This window comes from Runella limosa DSM 17973, assembly GCF_000482465.1.
Taxonomy (GTDB): domain Bacteria; phylum Bacteroidota; class Bacteroidia; order Cytophagales; family Spirosomataceae; genus Runella; species Runella limosa.
Genome location: NZ_AXVJ01000040.1, coordinates 151,407 through 169,404, shown reverse-complemented (window position 1 = coordinate 169,404; position 17,998 = coordinate 151,407). Strand labels below are relative to the sequence as shown.

The 17,998-nt window shown below is 44.2% G+C and carries 11 protein-coding genes; 6 read left to right on the top strand and 5 right to left on the bottom strand.

From position 1 onward, the window contains the following. The first annotated feature begins 40 nt into the window (after window positions 1-40). A complete protein-coding gene (gene acs, locus K339_RS0102390; protein WP_028522179.1) occupies window positions 41-1,930 on the top strand; it encodes an acetate--CoA ligase in 1,890 nt (629 codons plus the stop codon). A 246-nt stretch (window positions 1,931-2,176) separates the two neighbouring features. Continuing rightward, entirely contained in the window at window positions 2,177-3,667 is a 1,491-nt protein-coding gene (locus K339_RS0102385; RefSeq protein WP_028522178.1) for a DUF1501 domain-containing protein, read from the top strand. On the opposite strand, the gene K339_RS0102380 is transcribed toward K339_RS0102385, so the two are convergent. Genes K339_RS0102380 through K339_RS0102370 form a run of 3 tightly spaced genes read right to left on the bottom strand, consistent with a single transcriptional unit; the run spans window position 3,664 to window position 7,104 of the window. Next, on the bottom strand, window positions 3,664-5,061 hold the full coding sequence (locus tag K339_RS0102380; RefSeq protein WP_051397756.1) for a M28 family peptidase: 1,398 nt from the start codon (window positions 5,059-5,061) through the stop codon (window positions 3,664-3,666). The genes K339_RS0102385 and K339_RS0102380 overlap by 4 nt on opposite strands. Before the next feature lie 14 nt (window positions 5,062-5,075). After that, complete coding sequence (locus K339_RS0102375; protein WP_028522176.1) at window positions 5,076-6,092, bottom strand: glycosyltransferase family 2 protein; 1,017 nt, start codon at window positions 6,090-6,092, stop codon at window positions 5,076-5,078. A 34-nt stretch (window positions 6,093-6,126) separates the two neighbouring features. Beyond that, window positions 6,127-7,104: a glycosyltransferase family protein gene (locus tag K339_RS0102370; RefSeq protein ID WP_028522175.1), complete on the bottom strand. Its 978-nt coding sequence runs from the start codon at window positions 7,102-7,104 to the stop codon at window positions 6,127-6,129. Window positions 7,105-7,301: 197 nt separating this feature from the next. Between K339_RS0102370 and K339_RS0102365 the strand changes: the two genes are divergently transcribed. From K339_RS0102365 to K339_RS0102355, 3 genes are all read left to right on the top strand, one after another. Further along, complete coding sequence (locus K339_RS0102365; RefSeq protein ID WP_028522174.1) at window positions 7,302-8,369, top strand: NHL repeat-containing protein; 1,068 nt, start codon at window positions 7,302-7,304, stop codon at window positions 8,367-8,369. A 168-nt stretch (window positions 8,370-8,537) separates the two neighbouring features. Then, window positions 8,538-8,762 carry a hypothetical protein gene (locus K339_RS0102360; protein WP_028522173.1) on the top strand — a complete coding sequence of 75 codons (225 nt, stop codon included), beginning with the start codon at window positions 8,538-8,540 and terminating at the stop codon, window positions 8,760-8,762. An 80-nt stretch (window positions 8,763-8,842) separates the two neighbouring features. Next, window positions 8,843-10,897 (top strand): putative phage tail protein, encoded by a 2,055-nt coding sequence (locus K339_RS0102355; protein WP_028522172.1) that lies wholly within the window; start codon window positions 8,843-8,845, stop codon window positions 10,895-10,897. Between the two features lie 92 nt (window positions 10,898-10,989). On the opposite strand, the gene K339_RS0102350 is transcribed toward K339_RS0102355, so the two are convergent. Both K339_RS0102350 and K339_RS0102345 read right to left on the bottom strand, forming a co-directional pair. Beyond that, window positions 10,990-12,552, bottom strand: a complete 1,563-nt coding sequence (locus K339_RS0102350; protein ID WP_028522171.1) for a RagB/SusD family nutrient uptake outer membrane protein — start codon at window positions 12,550-12,552, stop codon at window positions 10,990-10,992. A gap of 32 nt (window positions 12,553-12,584) precedes the next feature. After that, window positions 12,585-15,764 carry a SusC/RagA family TonB-linked outer membrane protein gene (locus K339_RS0102345; protein WP_157607451.1) on the bottom strand — a complete coding sequence of 1,060 codons (3,180 nt, stop codon included), beginning with the start codon at window positions 15,762-15,764 and terminating at the stop codon, window positions 12,585-12,587. A gap of 765 nt (window positions 15,765-16,529) precedes the next feature. On the opposite strand from K339_RS0102345, the gene K339_RS0102340 reads away from it, so the two are divergent. Continuing rightward, window positions 16,530-17,993, top strand: coding sequence for a redoxin domain-containing protein (locus K339_RS0102340; protein WP_028522169.1), 1,464 nt, complete (start codon window positions 16,530-16,532; stop codon window positions 17,991-17,993). Window positions 17,994-17,998 lie beyond the last annotated feature (5 nt).

The following is a 17,998-nucleotide window of genomic DNA, read 5'->3' as shown; positions in this document are numbered from 1 at the left end:
TCCTTTTAATAACCTTAATCAATCAAACACCTTTGAAATCATGCTTATCCGTACATTTGAAGAGTATCAGGCCGCTTACCAGCATAGTGTAGAAGACCCGGAAGGTTTTTGGGCAGAAGTGGCTCAGGAGTTTAAGTGGCATAAGCCTTGGAAGAAAGTATTAGACTGGAATTTCACGGGCCCTGATGTAAAATGGTTTGTGAATGGTAAAACAAATATTACCGAAAACGCACTTGACCGACACTTACGTGAATTAGGTAATCACCCAGCAATTATTTGGGAACCTAATGACCCGCACGAACCAAGTGTGACGCTTACGTACAAGATGCTGCATGATCAGGTATGCCGTTTTGCTAACGTATTGAAACGCAACGGTGTTCAAAAAGGAGACCGTGTGTGTATTTACCTTCCGATGGTGCCCGAAGCCGCTATTGCTATGTTGGCCTGTGCGCGTATTGGAGCCATTCACTCGGTGGTGTTTGGTGGTTTCTCGGCACAGTCATTGACCGATCGTATCAATGACTCTGATTGTAGGGTGATTATTACCTCAGATGGTGCGGCGCGCGGCCCGAAAAATATCCCAATGAAAGATACGGTTGACGATGCGTTGATTGGATGCCGTTCGGTCGAAAAGGTAATTGTATTGACGCATACCCGCACACCGATTTCGATGATTAAGGGACGTGACGTATGGTGGGAAAGCGAAATGAAACAAGTAACGTCTGACTGCCCTCCCGAAATCATGGATTCGGAAGACCCCTTATTTATCTTATATACATCTGGGTCAACGGGTAAACCTAAAGGGGTGGTTCACAGTACGGGTGGTTATATGGTCTATTCGGCATATACGTTCCAAAATGTCTTTCAATACGAACCTGGTCAAATTCACTTCTGTACGGCAGACGTGGGTTGGATTACAGGACACAGCTATATCGTTTATGGCCCTTTGTTGAGTGGCGCTACTACGTTGATGTTTGAGGGAGTGCCAACTTATCCCGATGCGGGTCGTTTTTGGGATATTGTAGATAAGCACAAAGTGGATATTTTATACACAGCTCCCACGGCGATTCGTTCGTTGATGGGCTTTGGTTTAAAATATGTTGAAGGTAAAGACCTGAGCTCACTCAAAGTGTTGGGGTCGGTAGGGGAGCCTATCAATGAGGAAGCGTGGAACTGGTACAACGAAAACATCGGAAAAGGTCGTTGTCCGATTGTAGATACCTGGTGGCAGACCGAAACGGGAGGGATTTTGATTTCACCGATTGCAGGGGTAACAAAAACCAAACCTACGTATGCAACTCTTCCATTGCCAGGCGTACAACCAATCTTGGTGGACGAAAATGGCGTTGAAATTGAAGGAAATGGCGTGAGTGGTAACTTGTGTATCAAATATCCATGGCCATCAATTATTCGTACAACTTGGGGCGACCACGAGCGTTGTCGTCAGACCTATTTCTCTACCTATCCTGGGCGTTATTTTACTGGCGATGGATGTTTGCGTGATGAGGATGGATACTATCGTATTACAGGACGGGTGGATGATGTATTGAACGTATCAGGACACCGTATCGGAACGGCCGAAGTAGAAAATGCCATCAACATGCACGCCGATGTCATCGAAAGTGCCGTCGTTGGTTATCCGCACGACATCAAAGGGCAAGGGATTTATGCCTTTGTGATTTGTGATAATGTGCTTGACGATGAAGATTTGTCGCGCCGTGATATTTTAGCTACCGTAACGCGTATCATTGGGCCTATTGCAAAACCAGATAAGATTCAGTTTGTGAGAGGTTTACCAAAAACTCGTTCGGGCAAAATCATGCGTCGCATCTTACGTAAGATTGCGGAAGGCGATACTTCTAACTTAGGCGATACTACGACATTGCTCGACCCAACGGTGGTTGAAGACATTAAAGAAGGAGCTCTCTAGCGCATTTTACTAGCTACCAAAAAAGCGTTCGAAGCACACTGCTTCGAGCGCTTTTTTTATGTGGAATGGGTAAAAAATAGGAGTTGTCGTCGGGTTGTGAGCAACCCGACCCACGGTGAGAAGGGTTGCTCACAACCCGACGATGGCGTGATACTAACCACGAGAAGTAAGGGGTATATTTTCTAAATTTTTTTCTTTTTAAGTACAAAAGCGAAGTTTTACAACGAATTGTATAGCACCTAGTTCATGGAAAAGTTATTAAAAGAACTTCAACAGGCAGAATTGGAACGTCAGACGCGTCGGTATTTCTTGCAGACACTCGGCGCGGGCGTAGGTGGATTAGGCTTAGGGTCGTTGCTTGGAAGCTGTGGGTATGGCTCAAAAGAGAAAATGGCCGAAGCTCCACTGGTATCTGCCGATCCAATGAACGTTCGGATGCCGCAGTTTGCACCCAAAGTAAAACAGGTGATTTACATTCACATGGCGGGAGCGCCTTCGCAGTTGGAGTTGTTTGACTATAAACCAGAACTAGAAAAATACCACGGAAAAGATTGTCCTGCGGAGTTTTTGGAGGGAAAAAAGTTTGCTTTCATCAAAGGTGTTCCTAAAATGTTGGGACCCAAAGGGCAGTTTGCCCAGCATGGACAGTCGGGTGCGTGGGTTTCGGATTATTTACCTTATTTACAAACGGCGGTGGACGATGTGTCGTTTTTGAAGGCCATGTACACCGATCAATTTAACCATGCTCCCGCTCAGTTGCTGATGCACACAGGTAGTGCGCGGCTGGGGCGTCCTAGCTTGGGGGCTTGGACCGTCTATGGTTTAGGCTCCGAAAACCGAAATCTGCCAGGGTTTATCGTGCTGGCGTCGGGAGGAAAACAGCCTGATGCGGGCAAATCGGTGTGGGGAAGTGGGTTTTTACCAACGGTTTACCAAGGAGTTCAGTGTCGTACGGGGGGCGACCCTGTTTTGTACGTATCAGACCCACAAGGGATGAACCGCGACATCCGTAAGCAGACGATTGAAGCCATCAACGAAATCAATAAACAAACCTACGAGGAAGTACGTGACCCCGAAATATTGACGCGGATTAGTCAGTACGAAATGGCGTTTCGGATGCAAATGTCGGTACCCGAAGTAATGGATGTCAGCAAAGAGCCGCAGTATATTTTGGATATGTACGGTGTGCAAGCGGGCGAAGGTTCGTTTGCTATGAACTGCCTTTTAGCTCGAAAATTAGTCGAAAATGGCGTACGCTTTGTGCAGTTGTTTGACTGGGGCTGGGACACCCACGGTACGAGCGAAGACGGTTCGGTAGAAGTGGGGCTTCGGAATAAATGCTTGTCCTCTGACCAAGCCGTAACGGCCTTGTTGAAAGACCTAAAAATGCGCGGATTATTGGATGAGACGCTAGTGGTATGGGGCGGGGAATTTGGACGAACACCCATGCAAGAAAACCGTGACGGCCAAGTGCTTCCGTATTCAGGGCGCGACCATCACTTGGAGGCGTTTACGGTCTGGATGGCAGGTGGTGGAGTCAAAAGAGGGTTTTCAATGGGAGAAACTGACCCGTTAGGATATGCTGGGGTCAAAGACCGAACGCATGTGCATGATTTACAAGCCACTATTTTGCACCTAATGGGCTTCAACCACGAAAAGTTCACGTATCCTTTTCAAGGGCGTAACTTTCGCTTAACGGATACCGCTGGCAAAATCATTACGCCCATTTTGGCCTAAATCCCGTACTTATCCAATAAATAAATAATAGCTGCCATAGAAGCGCTGCCAAGGTCTAGTTCGCGTTTGTTGACGTTTTCAAAATTATCGTTGGACGCGTGGTGTACATCAAAATACCGCTGAGAGTCAGGTTTATAACCAAATAATACAGTGCCCGATTGCGCTAACGGGCCAATGTCGGCACCACCGCCTCCTGGGCCGATTTCATGCAAACTATAGGGTGCAAGCAACTCTTTCCACGTTTGGATTTTAGCTTTTTGCTCTGGACGACCTACGACGCCGAAACCTTTTGGCGTAAAGCCACCGTTGTCAGACTCTACCGCCGCAATGTGCTTTTCATTATTTTGTTTGGCCAAATCAGCGTATTTTACGCCTCCGCGCAGGCCATTTTCTTCGTTCATAAACATCACCGCGCGAATTGTCCGTTTGGGTTTGTAACCAATGGCTTTCAATACGCGTAGCACTTCAATGGATTGTACACAGCCCGCCCCGTCGTCGTGAGCGCCTTCGGCCAAATCCCACGAATCTAAATGGCCACCTACGACGATGATTTCATCGGGAAACTCGCTCCCTTTTATTTCACCTACCACGTTGTGAGAGTCAGCATCGGGCAATGTTTCGCAGTTTTGGCGAAAATAAAACGTCAACGTTGGGTTTTCTTTGAGTTTGTCACTGAGTAGGTTTGCGGCATTGGTGCTGATTGCCGCCGTTGGAATAAGGGGAGCGCCTGTGGCATAACGCATACTTCCCGTGTGCGGAAAATCGTCTTGAACGGTACTTACTGAACGGACAATTGCACCGACGGCCCCTAAATTTCCAGCTTCACTAGCTCCGTTGGCGCGTTGTTCAACGGCACTTCCGTAAGCTTCAAACGTATTGAGCTTGGTTGGGTCCATTGGACGATTAAAAAAGACAATCTTTCCTTTTACTTTTTCTTTACCCAATTCACGTAATTGCTGAAAGCTTTTAACCTCAATCACTTCGGCTTCTACGCCCTTCGTTGGGGTCGCAATCGATCCGCCGAGGGCTGCAATAGGAACGTTGATTTTTTGCTTACCCACGTGAATGTAGGCTTCTTCTTTTTTACCGCGTACCCAGTGGGGTACTTTTACATCTTGCAAAAACACGCGGTCAAACCCTTGTTGTTGCATCAATTGTTGGGTATAAACCACCGCTTTTTTAGCTCCTTCTGAGCCGCTCAAACGCGGGCCTACTTGCTTACAGAGGTAGCGAAGCCATTCATAGCCTTGTCCATTGGTGAGTGTTTCGTTGTAAATTTTGCGAATAATGACCGAATCTTCGCGGGTTTGAGCTAGTGAGCTACCAGCCAAAAGCAGGAGTAAAACAAGTTTTTTCAATGGGTGGTTGGTTAGAAGTTTGATGATGTGATTCATCACAAAAATACATTCTATTCCAATATGTCTCCTAGCGCTGTCAAAAGAATTCCCGTCGAAGTGGCATCTTGGTCGGCAAAACGGCGGTAGTTTCCTTTCCGCCATTGCGCTAATGTAGGCCAAATCCGTCGCAAACGGTTATCGGGTAAATGGGCGCGTACGTTGAGAAAATGCACTTTTTCGGCAACCACTTGCAGGTTAGGATGTGTAGATGGAATGATCCGAGCCAAATGAGCATACACCTTTTGAAGGTCTTCGGCTTGTTTTTGAAGCGGGGCGAGTTTATTACTATGCGGGCGTGAAAAACGATTGGTCAACGTAACCGATTGGCCATTCTTTGGTTGGGTGCCTACTTGCTGAGAATTGTGTTGGCGATAATGGATGAGGACTTCTGGAATGAATTGAATTTGATTTAGGATGGAGGCGATGAAAGCCATCCAAGTATCGTGTAAAAACGTTGAAATATCGGTAGGGAAAGGTAAAATCATTTCCACGAACGATTTGCGCACAGCCATCGTACAACCCGCAACTCGGTTGCCGACGAGCAATATCTCAATACTTCGTCCCTGTTTCCATTGTTCCTGTTGAGGGGTGCCAAAACGAACAACTTCCCAAAAATGTTTTTGGAGGGAATGAGTATGTTCATCTACCAAAAGAGCATCCGAAAAAATAACATTTATGGGAGGGTTCTCACTGAAGACTTTTGATAAATGGGCTATTTTTTCGGGTACCCAACAATCGTCTTGGTCAGCTAAAAAAAGAAGATCACCTCGGCAATGGGTCAATGCCTTTTCAAAGTTTTTGGTTACGCCTAGTTGATGTTCGTTTTGAAAAATACGGACGGGAAAGGGTGCTTTTTTTGCAAATTGTTCGACCAATGCAAGGGTATTGTCCGTCGAACCATCATCGCAAACGACAAGTTCGTTGGGAAGTAAAGTCTGATTTTGAATGCTTTCCAGCTGTTCCGTTACAAATCTTGCACCGTTGTATGTACACATTGCAACCGAAATCAGCTGTTGATGGCTGGGCATAAAGTCGAATATCGAGGGTTAGAACAGAGTTTAATTAGGCGTCGAGTAAACGCAACAAACGTCGGCAGCCATTAATGAGCACTCTCCGAAGCGCTTTATTTTTTTGGTAAAAATACGAAGGTTTATGATATGCGTTTGGTAAACTTTTAAAATGAGCATCATTATTAGCTGTTAGTTCCTTTTGGTATATGTCAAAAAGCGGTTTTACGTCGGGACGAGCATTGAAAGAGAACCTATCTTGGTGAACAGACAAGTTATCTGGACTAGAAAGTCGGTAGCCACTAAAATGAAAAAATACCAAAGGAAAGGAGTCGTTTACCCAAAAGCCACCATTTTTCTGTGATACTTTTCGCTCGTGCATGTTCCAGTAAGCCAAATTATAACCTAAATGCGAACTGACAAGGGAGTTGGCATAAAACAACGGAACATAGTTGAGCCATAGTTGGTCGCAGTTCATTCCTTCGGCAAAGTTGAAATAGCCTTCGTGCCAAACGCGGTCTTCCCACCAAGCCAAAAAACGAGTAGTTTCTTCGGAGCGGCGAAGCGCAAAAAAACCGCCGTTGTACAAGCCTGCGTTCAAAAAACTGCGTAGATGCGGAATCCCTTCGCCAGTGATGGGAGTGACCACGTGTGGCGTAATGACAATGCTGTGATGGTCAAGGTCTTTTTCGATGGGAGTAACATCTCCAAAAAGCCGAATGTCAGCATCAAAATAAAGTAGTTTTTCAACATCGGGATAAGTTTTGAAAAGCCAACTAGCCATAAAAGGCTTGGCCAAACAACTCAGCTCGAAAACAGTATATCGGTTGAAAAGATTGTGAAAATCGGGGACTTGCTGTTCATTGATTTCAACGATTGTATGCGCACTGACGGATGAAACATCACGGTCGTTGATTTTGTCAAAAAGTCCAATCACCACACGGTAGTCGGGGTTATATTTTACCAAACTATCGGCCATCGTTTTGGCCAGTGCTAAATGACTTAGGGTACAGATTGTAAATGCAAGACGCATTAGAAAAGAAATAGTTTTGAGGCAAAAATACATACTTCTTCTGAGTTTCGGTCGGCAGAAGTTGTTTTTTGATTAAGCGGAAACGTAAGTTTTTAACGAACTGAAAGAAAGGACTTTGAAAAAGACCTAGTAAAAACGAAAACGAAACCACTTATAGGACAAAACCCTTTGATAACTATTTAAGAGACGTTACACACATGAACCTTTCTAGCTCACGTCGCGATTTTATGAAAGCAACCGCAACTACGTTGCTCGCTCCTTCGATTTTATCAAATTCTTCTATGGCCAGTGCCGCCGACGGTGACATTGTTGGCCACGGTAGCCACCGCTACAAAATTCAGGCAGGATGGGGTAAACTTGATGCCGCGCAATTTCCCGTTAAAAACTGCCATGAAATGGTCATGGACAGTAAAGGAAGGCTTATTATGGTAACGGATGAGACCAAAAATAATATTTTGGTGTACGACCGTTCGGGTAAGCTACTAGAAAGCTGGGGGCACGAATACCCTGGTGGGCACGGCCTTACGCTGTGGAATGCCAACGGCGAAGAATTTTTGTTTATCTGTGATCCTAACTCTGGAAAAGTGACCAAAACCGACTTGAAAGGGAAAGTTTTGATGACCATCGAGCACCCATCAAAAGTGGGAGCATACAAACCAGAAGATAAGTTTTTGCCTACCGAAACGGCCGTCGGCCCAACGGGCGACATCTACGTCGCAGACGGATACGGCTCGCAGTGGATTTTGCAATATACCTCAAAAGGCGAGTTTATTCGGAAATTTGGAGGCTCGGGCGATGAAGATGGACAATTTTCGACCGCTCATGGAATCACCGTCGATTATCGCAATAAATCGAACCCGACGTTGTTGATTACTTCGCGCGCGCATAATGCCTTCAAACGTTTTACACTTGATGGGAAATATTTGTCAACCATCTTTTTGCCAGGAGCTTATGTGTGTCGCCCCGTAATTCATGGCGATACATTGTATGCAGGGGTATGCTGGTCGCGTTTGCGGTATTTAAACCAAACTCCTAACTCGGGTTTTGTGACAATTTTGGATAAAAACGACAAAGTGATTTCAAATCCTGGGGGGACAAAACCCGAATACCGTAACGGACAACTTCAATTGATGGTGCAAGACAAAGCGGCGGTTGACGGGATTTTGATGCACTGCCACGATGTGTGTATCGACAATGACGAAAATATCTATATCTGTCAATGGAATGCCAAACAGACGTATCCAGTGAAGCTGGCAAGAATCTAGGGTTTAGTGCAGAGGGTAGAATGTCGAATAAAAAATCTATTCGACATTCTACCCTCTGCACTCGACACTAACTATCTGCCATTCCAATTTGGAAGGAATAGAATTGATAGAAATCATTTTATTTGTATAAAAATTAGATTTAATTGTGTATTTCTAAACCTAAATACAATGAAAACTTTTAATTCTGTTGCTGAAAAAGAAGAATATTACGCCAAGCGCCGAAAGAAAGGCTTGATAGTTGGTGCAGTAGGGGCGGCCATTTTGGGCGGCGGATTTATTCTTCAGTATATTTTATATATGACGGGCCACTCGTTTAATGGCGTCATGTATTCGCTTACCACCATCGGAATATGCCTCGTCATGTACGCTGCCGTCGAAATATTTGGTTGGTAAATTTATTCATTCCCATCTTTTTTCTCGTTTACAGATAATTTTTTGGCATTTTGGAGTTTTTAAAAGAAAAGACTTCCACAATGTTGAAATATGCTATTGCTGTGTTTGGAGTATTCCTCTTTGAGTTATCAACTTTAAAAGGATGGGCACAGACCGAACAAACTACGTTGCGTGCTTTGCTTTCTCTGAAAAATCCTTCCCCTAAAAAAACATATTTAGTGACCGATGTGGGCAAAGAAGGAGAATGGCGCTACGACCCTAGTGATAAAGCCTCGCCTGCCAACGGAGGAACGGTGCTGGAAAGTACTAACCGAGCAGTGCAGGGACGGTTCAAACGTCAATTTGACCCCAGGGCAGGAGTGCACATTGACTGGTTTTTGGACAAGTCGATGGCAACAATCAACGGTGCTTTGTTGGAAGCGGTGAAAGTGAGCGAACGGGTAAACTTTGGGACTAAAGTCTATGTAATTGCCCAGCTTACGCTTACACCCGATGCGCTGTGGTCGCCGCAGCGATTACGTTTCCATTTTCAAAATACGACCCTGCAAGCACAAAGTGGATTGAAGCAAGTGCGTGTTCTTGAACTGCAAGATATTACCGAACTTACGCTTTCAGGGGCTGTTTTTTTGGATGGCAATGTAAAAAAATCGCAAATTGCGCAACCTTTGAACGAAGGAGGCAATGCTTTTTTGACCATTGTAGCCCCGTCTAATCGTGCCGCTTCTCGTTTGGAAATTGGCTCGTTGACCATTCAAAATATGCCGATGTGTGGCGTGAACATTGTCACTCATAACGATGAGCGGGACGAAGGATACCGTCGTATTTTGGTAAAAGCATTTCGAGAAATCAATGGTTATAACGGGCTCAATATCCAGAATGATGGATTTGCAGTGTGGGGGTTCAACGTTAAAGGAGCACATCGTTCGGTGGTGATCGATTCGTTGTATGCACTGCAAGACAATGAACCTTGGGGCGACGCGCCGATTGAAAAATCGTTTTATACCTTCACCTTTGAGAACCAAGTAGATCCGCAAGTTCATAAGCGAAAAGACACTCTCTACATCAAAAACTTGTACGCCAAATACCCTTGTTCGTTGATTTTATACACCCAGGCAGTCAATAACGTACTGATTGACAACTACGTGATGGATGGTGTGCTTAGAAAGCCTGCGGTAGCCGATGAAAAAGCGTACCCAACCATGCTACGAAAAAACCTGTCGTGGGTTGGTTCTAAACATACGTGGACGTCATTTAAAAGCCCGAAGAGTAGTTTTCGGGTAAAGAAAATGCAGATTCAGAACACCAATAAAGTGTTTATGAGTGAGTCGTCCATCAGCGATATAACGGGTTTGTGGCTCAACAAAGGCATTACGGGAGCTGTATTTGATTCCATCGAAACAGATGTTCGCATCAAACTCCACGGCGACGGCTACTACTTTGGGTTTTCCAATGTACCCGATGGCAGGCACCGAGTGGGGACGTTCATTAGTCATATTCCTGCCAAACGCAATTATGTTCAGCCATTGAATGCTGATTTGATGATTGATAAATTACACATTGGGAGAGGCTCAGGGGTAATTTTTGCGATGGGAAATGCTAAAATTGGAAGTATCACGCAAGACAGTGACAGTCGCGGAATTTTTGAAAGTCGAGAAAATAGGTTTAAAAATACCGAGTTGTTGTACAATGGGTTTATTGTTGATAAGTGCCAAGCGACGGATATTCTGTGGCGCTTTAATTGGTTTGTTAACCAAAAACAATTGACGGACGAAGCGACCGTTCAGGCGGGAGAAAGGTATGAGTTTAAGAATTTTACGGGCAATAATTACCTAGAATCACACACGACATTTACGGCTTCCAACGAAACTTCATCGTACATAACTGCGTACCGATACGATGGCGATGCGACGATTCAGCGCAACATGGAGCAGTTTCTACAGTTTGTTGAATTTAATTGGACCAACGTCAAAATGAAATTGATTGATGGATCGTCTAGCAATTTTGTACGACGTTTTATGCCCACCAAATACACTGAAAAACCGCTGCTTCTGAACCTATCTCGTAAGCCTAGACCTTTGAAAGGCTGGAAGATGGATTGGAAAACTAGCGTGTTTACCCAATGTGTGATTGAATAACTGCCCATAAAAAAAGCTCCAATCATTTTGACGATTGGAGCTTTTCAACAACTTCCCGAAAGTTTTTAACTTTCGGGAAGTTCACCAGATTCCTAGTTAGGATAACCTGGGTTTTGTGGTTTCAAGTTAGGGTTGTTAAGCATTTCTTGACGTCCTAACGGCAACAACAAGTGTTTTTCTTGCAAAGCTTGGTTCGAGCTTAGGTTTACGTGACCAACGAAGTTGTCGAAACCGTTTGTCTTCTCGTTATATACTTTACGAAGACGTACCATGTCAAACCATGTGATTTGCTCATAGCACAACTCGTGCCAACGCTCTCTCCAAACCGCCTCGCGGAATGTTGTTTGCGTATAAGTACCAATTGCAGGAGTAGTAAGCTGGGCACGATCTCTGATACGTTTGAAGGCATCATAAGCAGCTTGTGTAGGCGCTCCTAGTTCGTTTTGAGCTTCAGCAAAGATCAACAATACTTCGGCGTAGCGGATTTGAGGCACGTTCAAGTTGTTTTGACGAGTACCTGCTGTACCAGAAGTTCCGTTTGCCGTACGGTTGAAGTGCTTGAAGATATAAGGGGCACCCAAGTCGAAACGAGCTCCATTACCGTTGGTAAAATACGTAGTATAGAAATACCCTTCTTGGTCTTTGGCACGCAAGTCACCTGCTTCATACGACTTGTAGAAGAACGAAGTTGGTACCGTACTTCCTGTTCCTGATGGACCGTTGTAGGTTACAGGTTTGAAGTTGGGGAACATATTGTCCATTGGGTTACCAGCTACCGACGTGTTGTATTGAAGCATGAAAAGGTGCTCAATACGGTTCTTTGTGCTTTCCTTGTGAACGTCCTCGTATGTAGGGAAGAGGTTAATCGTTCCAGGGTTTGCATTGGCGTAAGTGATTACTTCCAACGCTTTGTCTGCCGCTAGTTTATAGTGAGACGCCCCTTTGCTAAGTGGGAAGCCAGCCATTGTCAGATATACGCGTGCCAACTGTGCTTTTACCGCCGCTAAGTTAGCGCGTCCGCTTGCATCCATCCAAGCCAAACCAGCACCTTCTGCTGCTACAAGGTCATCTACAATAAGCTTGTAAATTGATTCTTGTGGTGCACGACTTGGTTGGAAATCTTCCGAGCTTGCTGTTTGAGGTTTTGTTACCAATGGAATATCACCCCACAAACGTACAGCCGTGAAGTAAGCAGAAGCTCTCAAGAAGCGAGCTTCTCCCAATACCTTATTTTTCTGTGCATCGGGCATGATTGTGATACCAGGTACTTTATCAATTACTTGGTTAGCTTGCGCAATTACTTTGTACAAACCGTTCCAATAGTTGACAACGTGCGCGGTGTTTCCGTCGTGAACCAACCCGTAAAGGTTGTTCAAGTCAGAGTTTTGCGCTGTTTCGGTGGTTGAAGTTCCTGTCATGGCTTCTAATAATTGCCAGTTTGACGAGAAGATACCCGCACCATCGCCCATGAAACGCAAGTCAGCATATACCGAGGCTAAAGCTGCTTCTGCGTGGTCTGGAATGGTATAAAAGTTGTCGGGAGTAAGGTTAGACGGCGCTTGTTCGCTCAAGAAATCCGTACAGCTCGAAGGTCCGATGAGAACGGCTCCGATAAGTGCGGCTTTTCCTAGGTTCTTTATAATGTTTAGTTGCATGATAATGTTCAATTTAAGTGAAAGAGTGTGAATTAGAACCCAACCTGAATACCCAACATGTAAGTAGTAGGTTTAGGGTAGTTGTGCCAAATCATCCCTTGTGAGAAAGCACTGTTACCGTCTCCTTGGTTGGTTGGAGTAACTTCTGGGTCACCAACAATCTTGTCTTTCAATGCCAAGAAGAAGTTTTGGGTAGTAGCATACACTCTTAGACGGCTCAACTTCAATTTGCTTGTTACGTGGCTAGGAACTGTGTAGCCCAACAAGAGGTTTCTACCACGAAGGAACGAACCATCTTTGATCCACCATGAGTCAACGTTAGTTACGTAACCTGCACGTGTATCACGGATTTCAGCAATCATCGAGTTTTGGTTTTGTGGAGTCCATGCGCCCAATACCGAAGAGTAGCTGTTTGCCAATGCTTGACGGTCTTCACTTGCGTGAAGGTTCATCATCATAACATCGTTTCCGTACGAGAACTGAAGCTCAAGTGTAAGGTCGAAGTTATTGTAACGGAACGTGTTTGTCATCGCACCCCATGATTTAGGGCTACCATTTCCGATGATGCTACGGTCAGCGTCAGTAATGGCTTTGTCACCGTTTACGTCAAGGTACTTGATGTCACCAGGAAGAATCGTCAAACCGTTACGGTAGCTAGTGTATTTAGCCGCTTCTTCGCGCTCTGACTCGCTCCATACGCCCAAACGAGTAAGTCCCCAGAACGAACCTACTGGCTCGCCGATACGAATTACGTTGGTTGGGTTAGTAAAGTTAGGACCACCTACGTTGAAAATGTCTGAAGGTGTTGCCAACGAAAGCACTTTGTTGCGGTTAAATGAAATGTTGAAAGTTGTATTCCACTGGAATCCACCACGGTCGATGTTTACAGTGTTTATACCAAGTTCAAACCCTTTATTTTGCATCGAACCAACGTTTTTACGGATTGTTCCGTAACCGCTTGTACGTGGTACTGGAGCATCCAAAAGCATGTCAGTTGTCTTACGATAGTAGTAGTCAGCTTCGAGTGTCACTTTACCTTTGAAAAGAGAAATCTCTGCACCTACGTCAGCTTGAGCCGTTTTTTCCCAACGTAAGTCTGGGTTAGCCAAACGAGAAATACCTGTACCCGACACACGTGAGTCGTTATAGATAGTAGCATAGTTAGAGCTCAAAAGAGACAATGAAGAGTAAGCTGGGATTTCTGAGTTACCTGTCAAACCGAAGCTAGTACGTAATTTCAAATTAGAAATAAACGAGTTGTTTTTCAAGAACTCTTCTTCAGACACACGCCATGCCAACGCTCCTGATGGGAAGAAGGCAAATTTGTGGTTTTCCCCGAACTTAGATGAACCGTCGGCACGTCCAGTCACTGTTACCAAGTATTTGTTGGCCAATGAATAGTTGATACGTCCAAAGTACGAGTTAAACGCAAAACGAGATGCTCCTGAACCTACTCCAGGGTTAGTTGCACCTGCACCTAAGTTGTTGTAAAGGAAGTAGTCTGTTGCAAAGTTGTTAATACTAGCACTCATGCTAAAGAGGTTCGTTTCTTGCCACGAAATCCCCAAAAGGGCAGTCAATGAGTGCTTGTCGCCAAACTGTTTGTTGTACGTCAAGTAGTTTTCCAACGACCAGAAACTCTCTTTACGGTTGCTGGTAGAGGCGTTACCGTTACCACCGATGTTGAGCGTACGCGTTTGCGACTGGTTGTTTTCTTGCGTTTGAACGTTGATACCAAATACGGTACGCATCTCAAGACCTTTAGCAAGGTTGATGTTTGAGTACATACTTCCTACCGTTGTTTGGGTATTTAAGATGTAAGTACGGCCCATCAAACGGTGCAAAGAGCTCATTGTTCCTTCTGCATAAGGATAATCGCGGTTGTTGGCATACGTTCCGTCAGCGTATTTAGTAGGCATGAACGGGAAGTCTTCCACAATCTGACGAGCTACGGCATCACCTTGATCGACAATGTTTTCGCTTTGGTTATTGTAGCTCAATGTACCTCCTACTTTCAACCATTTTTTGATTTGATCGTCGATGGTAAAACGTCCAGAATAACGCTTCATGTACGAAGTTTTGAGAAGTCCTTGGTCGTCGCGGTAACCCAATGAGAATGAGTACTGCGTGCGCTCGTTACCACCGCTGAAACCCAACTGATGGTTTTGAGAAAGGCTATTTTGTGACGTTTCTTTGAACCAATCGGTATCGTAAAGTGGGTTACCGTTGCTGTCAAAAATACGTGGGTCAGTGCGGCGGAGTTTAGGGTTTAAGTATGCCCATTTACCCGCTGCCCAACCTGTTGGGTCATACTTAGCCATGTTTGCCCATGCCAAATCTTCAACGGCAAGGTATTCTTTGGCGTTGAGTACTTGTGGACGGTTTGGCCCGATGGTATTTACGCTGAAATCAGCATTGTAGGTAACAGTACCTTCACCTGCTTTTCCTTTTTTGGTAGTTACCAAGATAACCCCGTTGGCGCCACGTGCCCCGTAAATCGCCGTAGAAGAAGCATCTTTCAATACTTCTACCGACACGATGTCGTTCGGGTTGATGTAGTCAATTGCCGAGCTAAATTGGTTTTGGTTTCCTTGTGGAAGCATCACCCCGTCCACTACATAAAGTGGGTTGTTTGACGAGTTGATAGAGCTAAAACCACGCACACGAATCGTAGTACGACCACCTGGACGACCAGAGTTAGTGTTTACTTGTACCCCTGGCATACGTCCCGAAAGGGCTTGCGTCAACGAAGGCGCAGGACGCTCCATGAGTTGTTCGGCTTTTACCGAACCTACGGCACCTGTTAAGTCAGATTTCTTCAAAGTACCATAACCGATAACGACGATTTCTTCAAGTACTTTGCTGTCCACTTTCATGGTCAGGTTAAGCACATTTTGGTTGCCCACTACTACCTCTTGTGGCTCATAACCAACAAAAGAGAGAACCAATGTTGCTTTTTCAGGTACATCAAGACGGAACTGACCGTTTGCGTCAGTTACAGTTCCTTTTTGACTTCCTTTAATGACGATACTAACCCCTGGAAGAGGGCTGTTGGTTTCGTCCACAATTTTACCAGTGATGGCCTTGTCCACCGCAGTGGCTTCAACAAGAATGGCGTGATTCCGCGTTGGCACTCCTGCTACAGGAGCTGCATAAGCGAAATGGAGGCAGGAGAGAGACAATAGGAGGGGCGCCGAAGAATTTCGTGCCATCCTAACAACCCGCCGGTGTGGTTGTAGTTTTCTTTTCATACAAGTTAGAATTCTGTGCTGGTGTGAGCAGCGTTTAGGGTGGAAAATAGGTTAAAGATATAAACTATCACCTTATACAAGGGACAAAACTAGGTAAACTACTCTATTGTTTTATAAAAAAAGTGTTAATATATATAGGTATAATTTAATAATTTTATGAACTATATGTCTTTTTATTTTCACCTTACTTGCATTTATGATAAAATATTATGGTTTGATGAATGTGGCTGTTTTTTGGTATAAATAGTATAACAAAAGAAGAGAATTGGCTAAGAAAGTATATTAGTGTCGTTTAATTTGACTGAGTTTTAGGCATATTTTTTACTGTATTGCTCAAAATGTAACAAACAAAGTTTCGCGTTGGGTGTAATATTCTGGATTTTACTTGCCAAAATATGCCTTTTAGTGAGTAAAAATATATGGCATTTTTTGCAAAAAAAAGTTGCATATTTTGCAAATTGTAAGAGCAGATGGATTAATTAGTAGTTAAAGTGTAGAATATTGTACAAAATGAAGCGAAAGCAGATGAAATATGAAGTAGGAAAGATTTGTAAGAGAGTAAATTTTGCTAAAATTGAAAATGACACTAGATAATATATGTCTTATAATTCAAGTTTGTGTAGAATAATAACCTATTCAAAAAATAGTGTTATATTGATTTTTAATGAACAATTAGAGGAAAAACCAGCAATTATTTATCGTTTTTTAACTAAACACAGGTTTTATATGAGGGAGAAGTTTGTCTTGTTGGCGGTTTTAATGGCATTTTTGAGGGTGGAGCTGAAAGCGCAAGTATCGATAGTGAAAATTCGGTTAGAAACTCCTGAGAAAAATGGGAGAATGGTGAGTGTTCCCAACAGCCAAGGTGTTCAGAGGATTGTTGTGGTACAGGAAGGGAAAACGGCCGTTGTCCTCCGAACAGTGGATTCGACAGGGTATTTAGTAACGTACCAATTTCAACAGATGAAGAAGGCTAGTTTGGTGTTCATCAGTTATTTTAAAAGTGAAACGACTCTAACAATGCAAAATGTATTCCTGACCCCTAATGATACACTTGTATGTTTGGAAAGAAAAGGGCGGTTGGTTTTTGAAGGCAAAGGGGCAACGGTTGAGGTCAATCGCTTTCTTCAAAAATACCTACTGTTGGAGCAGGATTCGTTGCAGCGGCGGCCATTGATGCGGAATGTTTCAGAAGAAATATACAGGAATCTTATGCGTGACATTGCCGATCGACAGTGGGCGGAATATCAGGGCTTCCAAAGTAGTATAGACGAGACTCAAAATGCGTTTATTCAAGCGGCTATCGAAAGCCAGTATTATCATCGAGCCGCTTTTTACAATGTAACCAAAGATTGGACAGATGATATGTTTGATGACTTGCAAAGAATACGACAAGTGGAGAGTAGTCCCAAAAAATACCAAGAAGGTCTCACTCCCCGATTGAAATTATACATTGTTCCGCATGAAGACGCGTGGATGTCACCCAACTACCGAAGGGCACTGTTGTCATTTTTGGGAGAAAAGTACGTGGTAGATGAACTTTTGCATAAGGAGCCCTCAAAAATGATGGATTTTTATAATGACACAGACAAAGCCCTCACTAACTTACCCACGACGCGGGAGGAAATTCTGAATTTGGCTTTAACAGAAAAAGGCTTTTGGACATCGGAGTCAGAGAAAGGGTCTTTCATTGAACGTTTTGAGCGAGACTTTCCGCAGTCAAAACATTTGCCCAATATTAAAATGCGGTATTGGAAGAATCTACGAATGGTACGGGGAGCTCAGATTCCTCACTTACCTGTCTTTGACCAAGATAGCACATCGATGACGCTTCAACGCCTTTTGGGGAAGAAAACCTTGTTATTACTTTGGAATACGTGGGAGGATAGCTGTCAAGCGGCACTTGCTGCATTCGGAACGTTAGGACAAAAAATAACACACAGAAATGTTCAGTTGGCTACGCTTTGCTCCAAAAATCGTTTTGAAAGTTGGAAGGGTGCTTTGCGTAGCTATCCACTCAGTAAGGTCAGTGAACATCATTTTTATGCTGATTATCTACTAGGAGATGTCCTAGAAGCTATTTTTACTACTAAACGCCCATTGTTGGTTTTATTGGATACAGAAGGACGATACTTGGATGCTGGAAGCCCCTTTGATGGTCAAAAAATAAGCCGATGGCTGAAAGAGTAACAGAC

Coding starts and splice junctions, on each gene's coding strand:
- acs (WP_028522179.1), top strand. CDS start 41: ATGCTTATCCGTACATTTGAAGAGTATCAGGCCGCTTACCAGCATAGT.
- K339_RS0102385 (WP_028522178.1), top strand. CDS start 2,177: ATGGAAAAGTTATTAAAAGAACTTCAACAGGCAGAATTGGAACGTCAG.
- K339_RS0102380 (WP_051397756.1), bottom strand. CDS start 5,061: ATGAATCACATCATCAAACTTCTAACCAACCACCCATTGAAAAAACTT.
- K339_RS0102375 (WP_028522176.1), bottom strand. CDS start 6,092: ATGCCCAGCCATCAACAGCTGATTTCGGTTGCAATGTGTACATACAAC.
- K339_RS0102370 (WP_028522175.1), bottom strand. CDS start 7,104: ATGCGTCTTGCATTTACAATCTGTACCCTAAGTCATTTAGCACTGGCC.
- K339_RS0102365 (WP_028522174.1), top strand. CDS start 7,302: ATGAACCTTTCTAGCTCACGTCGCGATTTTATGAAAGCAACCGCAACT.
- K339_RS0102360 (WP_028522173.1), top strand. CDS start 8,538: ATGAAAACTTTTAATTCTGTTGCTGAAAAAGAAGAATATTACGCCAAG.
- K339_RS0102355 (WP_028522172.1), top strand. CDS start 8,843: ATGTTGAAATATGCTATTGCTGTGTTTGGAGTATTCCTCTTTGAGTTA.
- K339_RS0102350 (WP_028522171.1), bottom strand. CDS start 12,552: ATGCAACTAAACATTATAAAGAACCTAGGAAAAGCCGCACTTATCGGA.
- K339_RS0102345 (WP_157607451.1), bottom strand. CDS start 15,764: ATGGCACGAAATTCTTCGGCGCCCCTCCTATTGTCTCTCTCCTGCCTC.
- K339_RS0102340 (WP_028522169.1), top strand. CDS start 16,530: ATGAGGGAGAAGTTTGTCTTGTTGGCGGTTTTAATGGCATTTTTGAGG.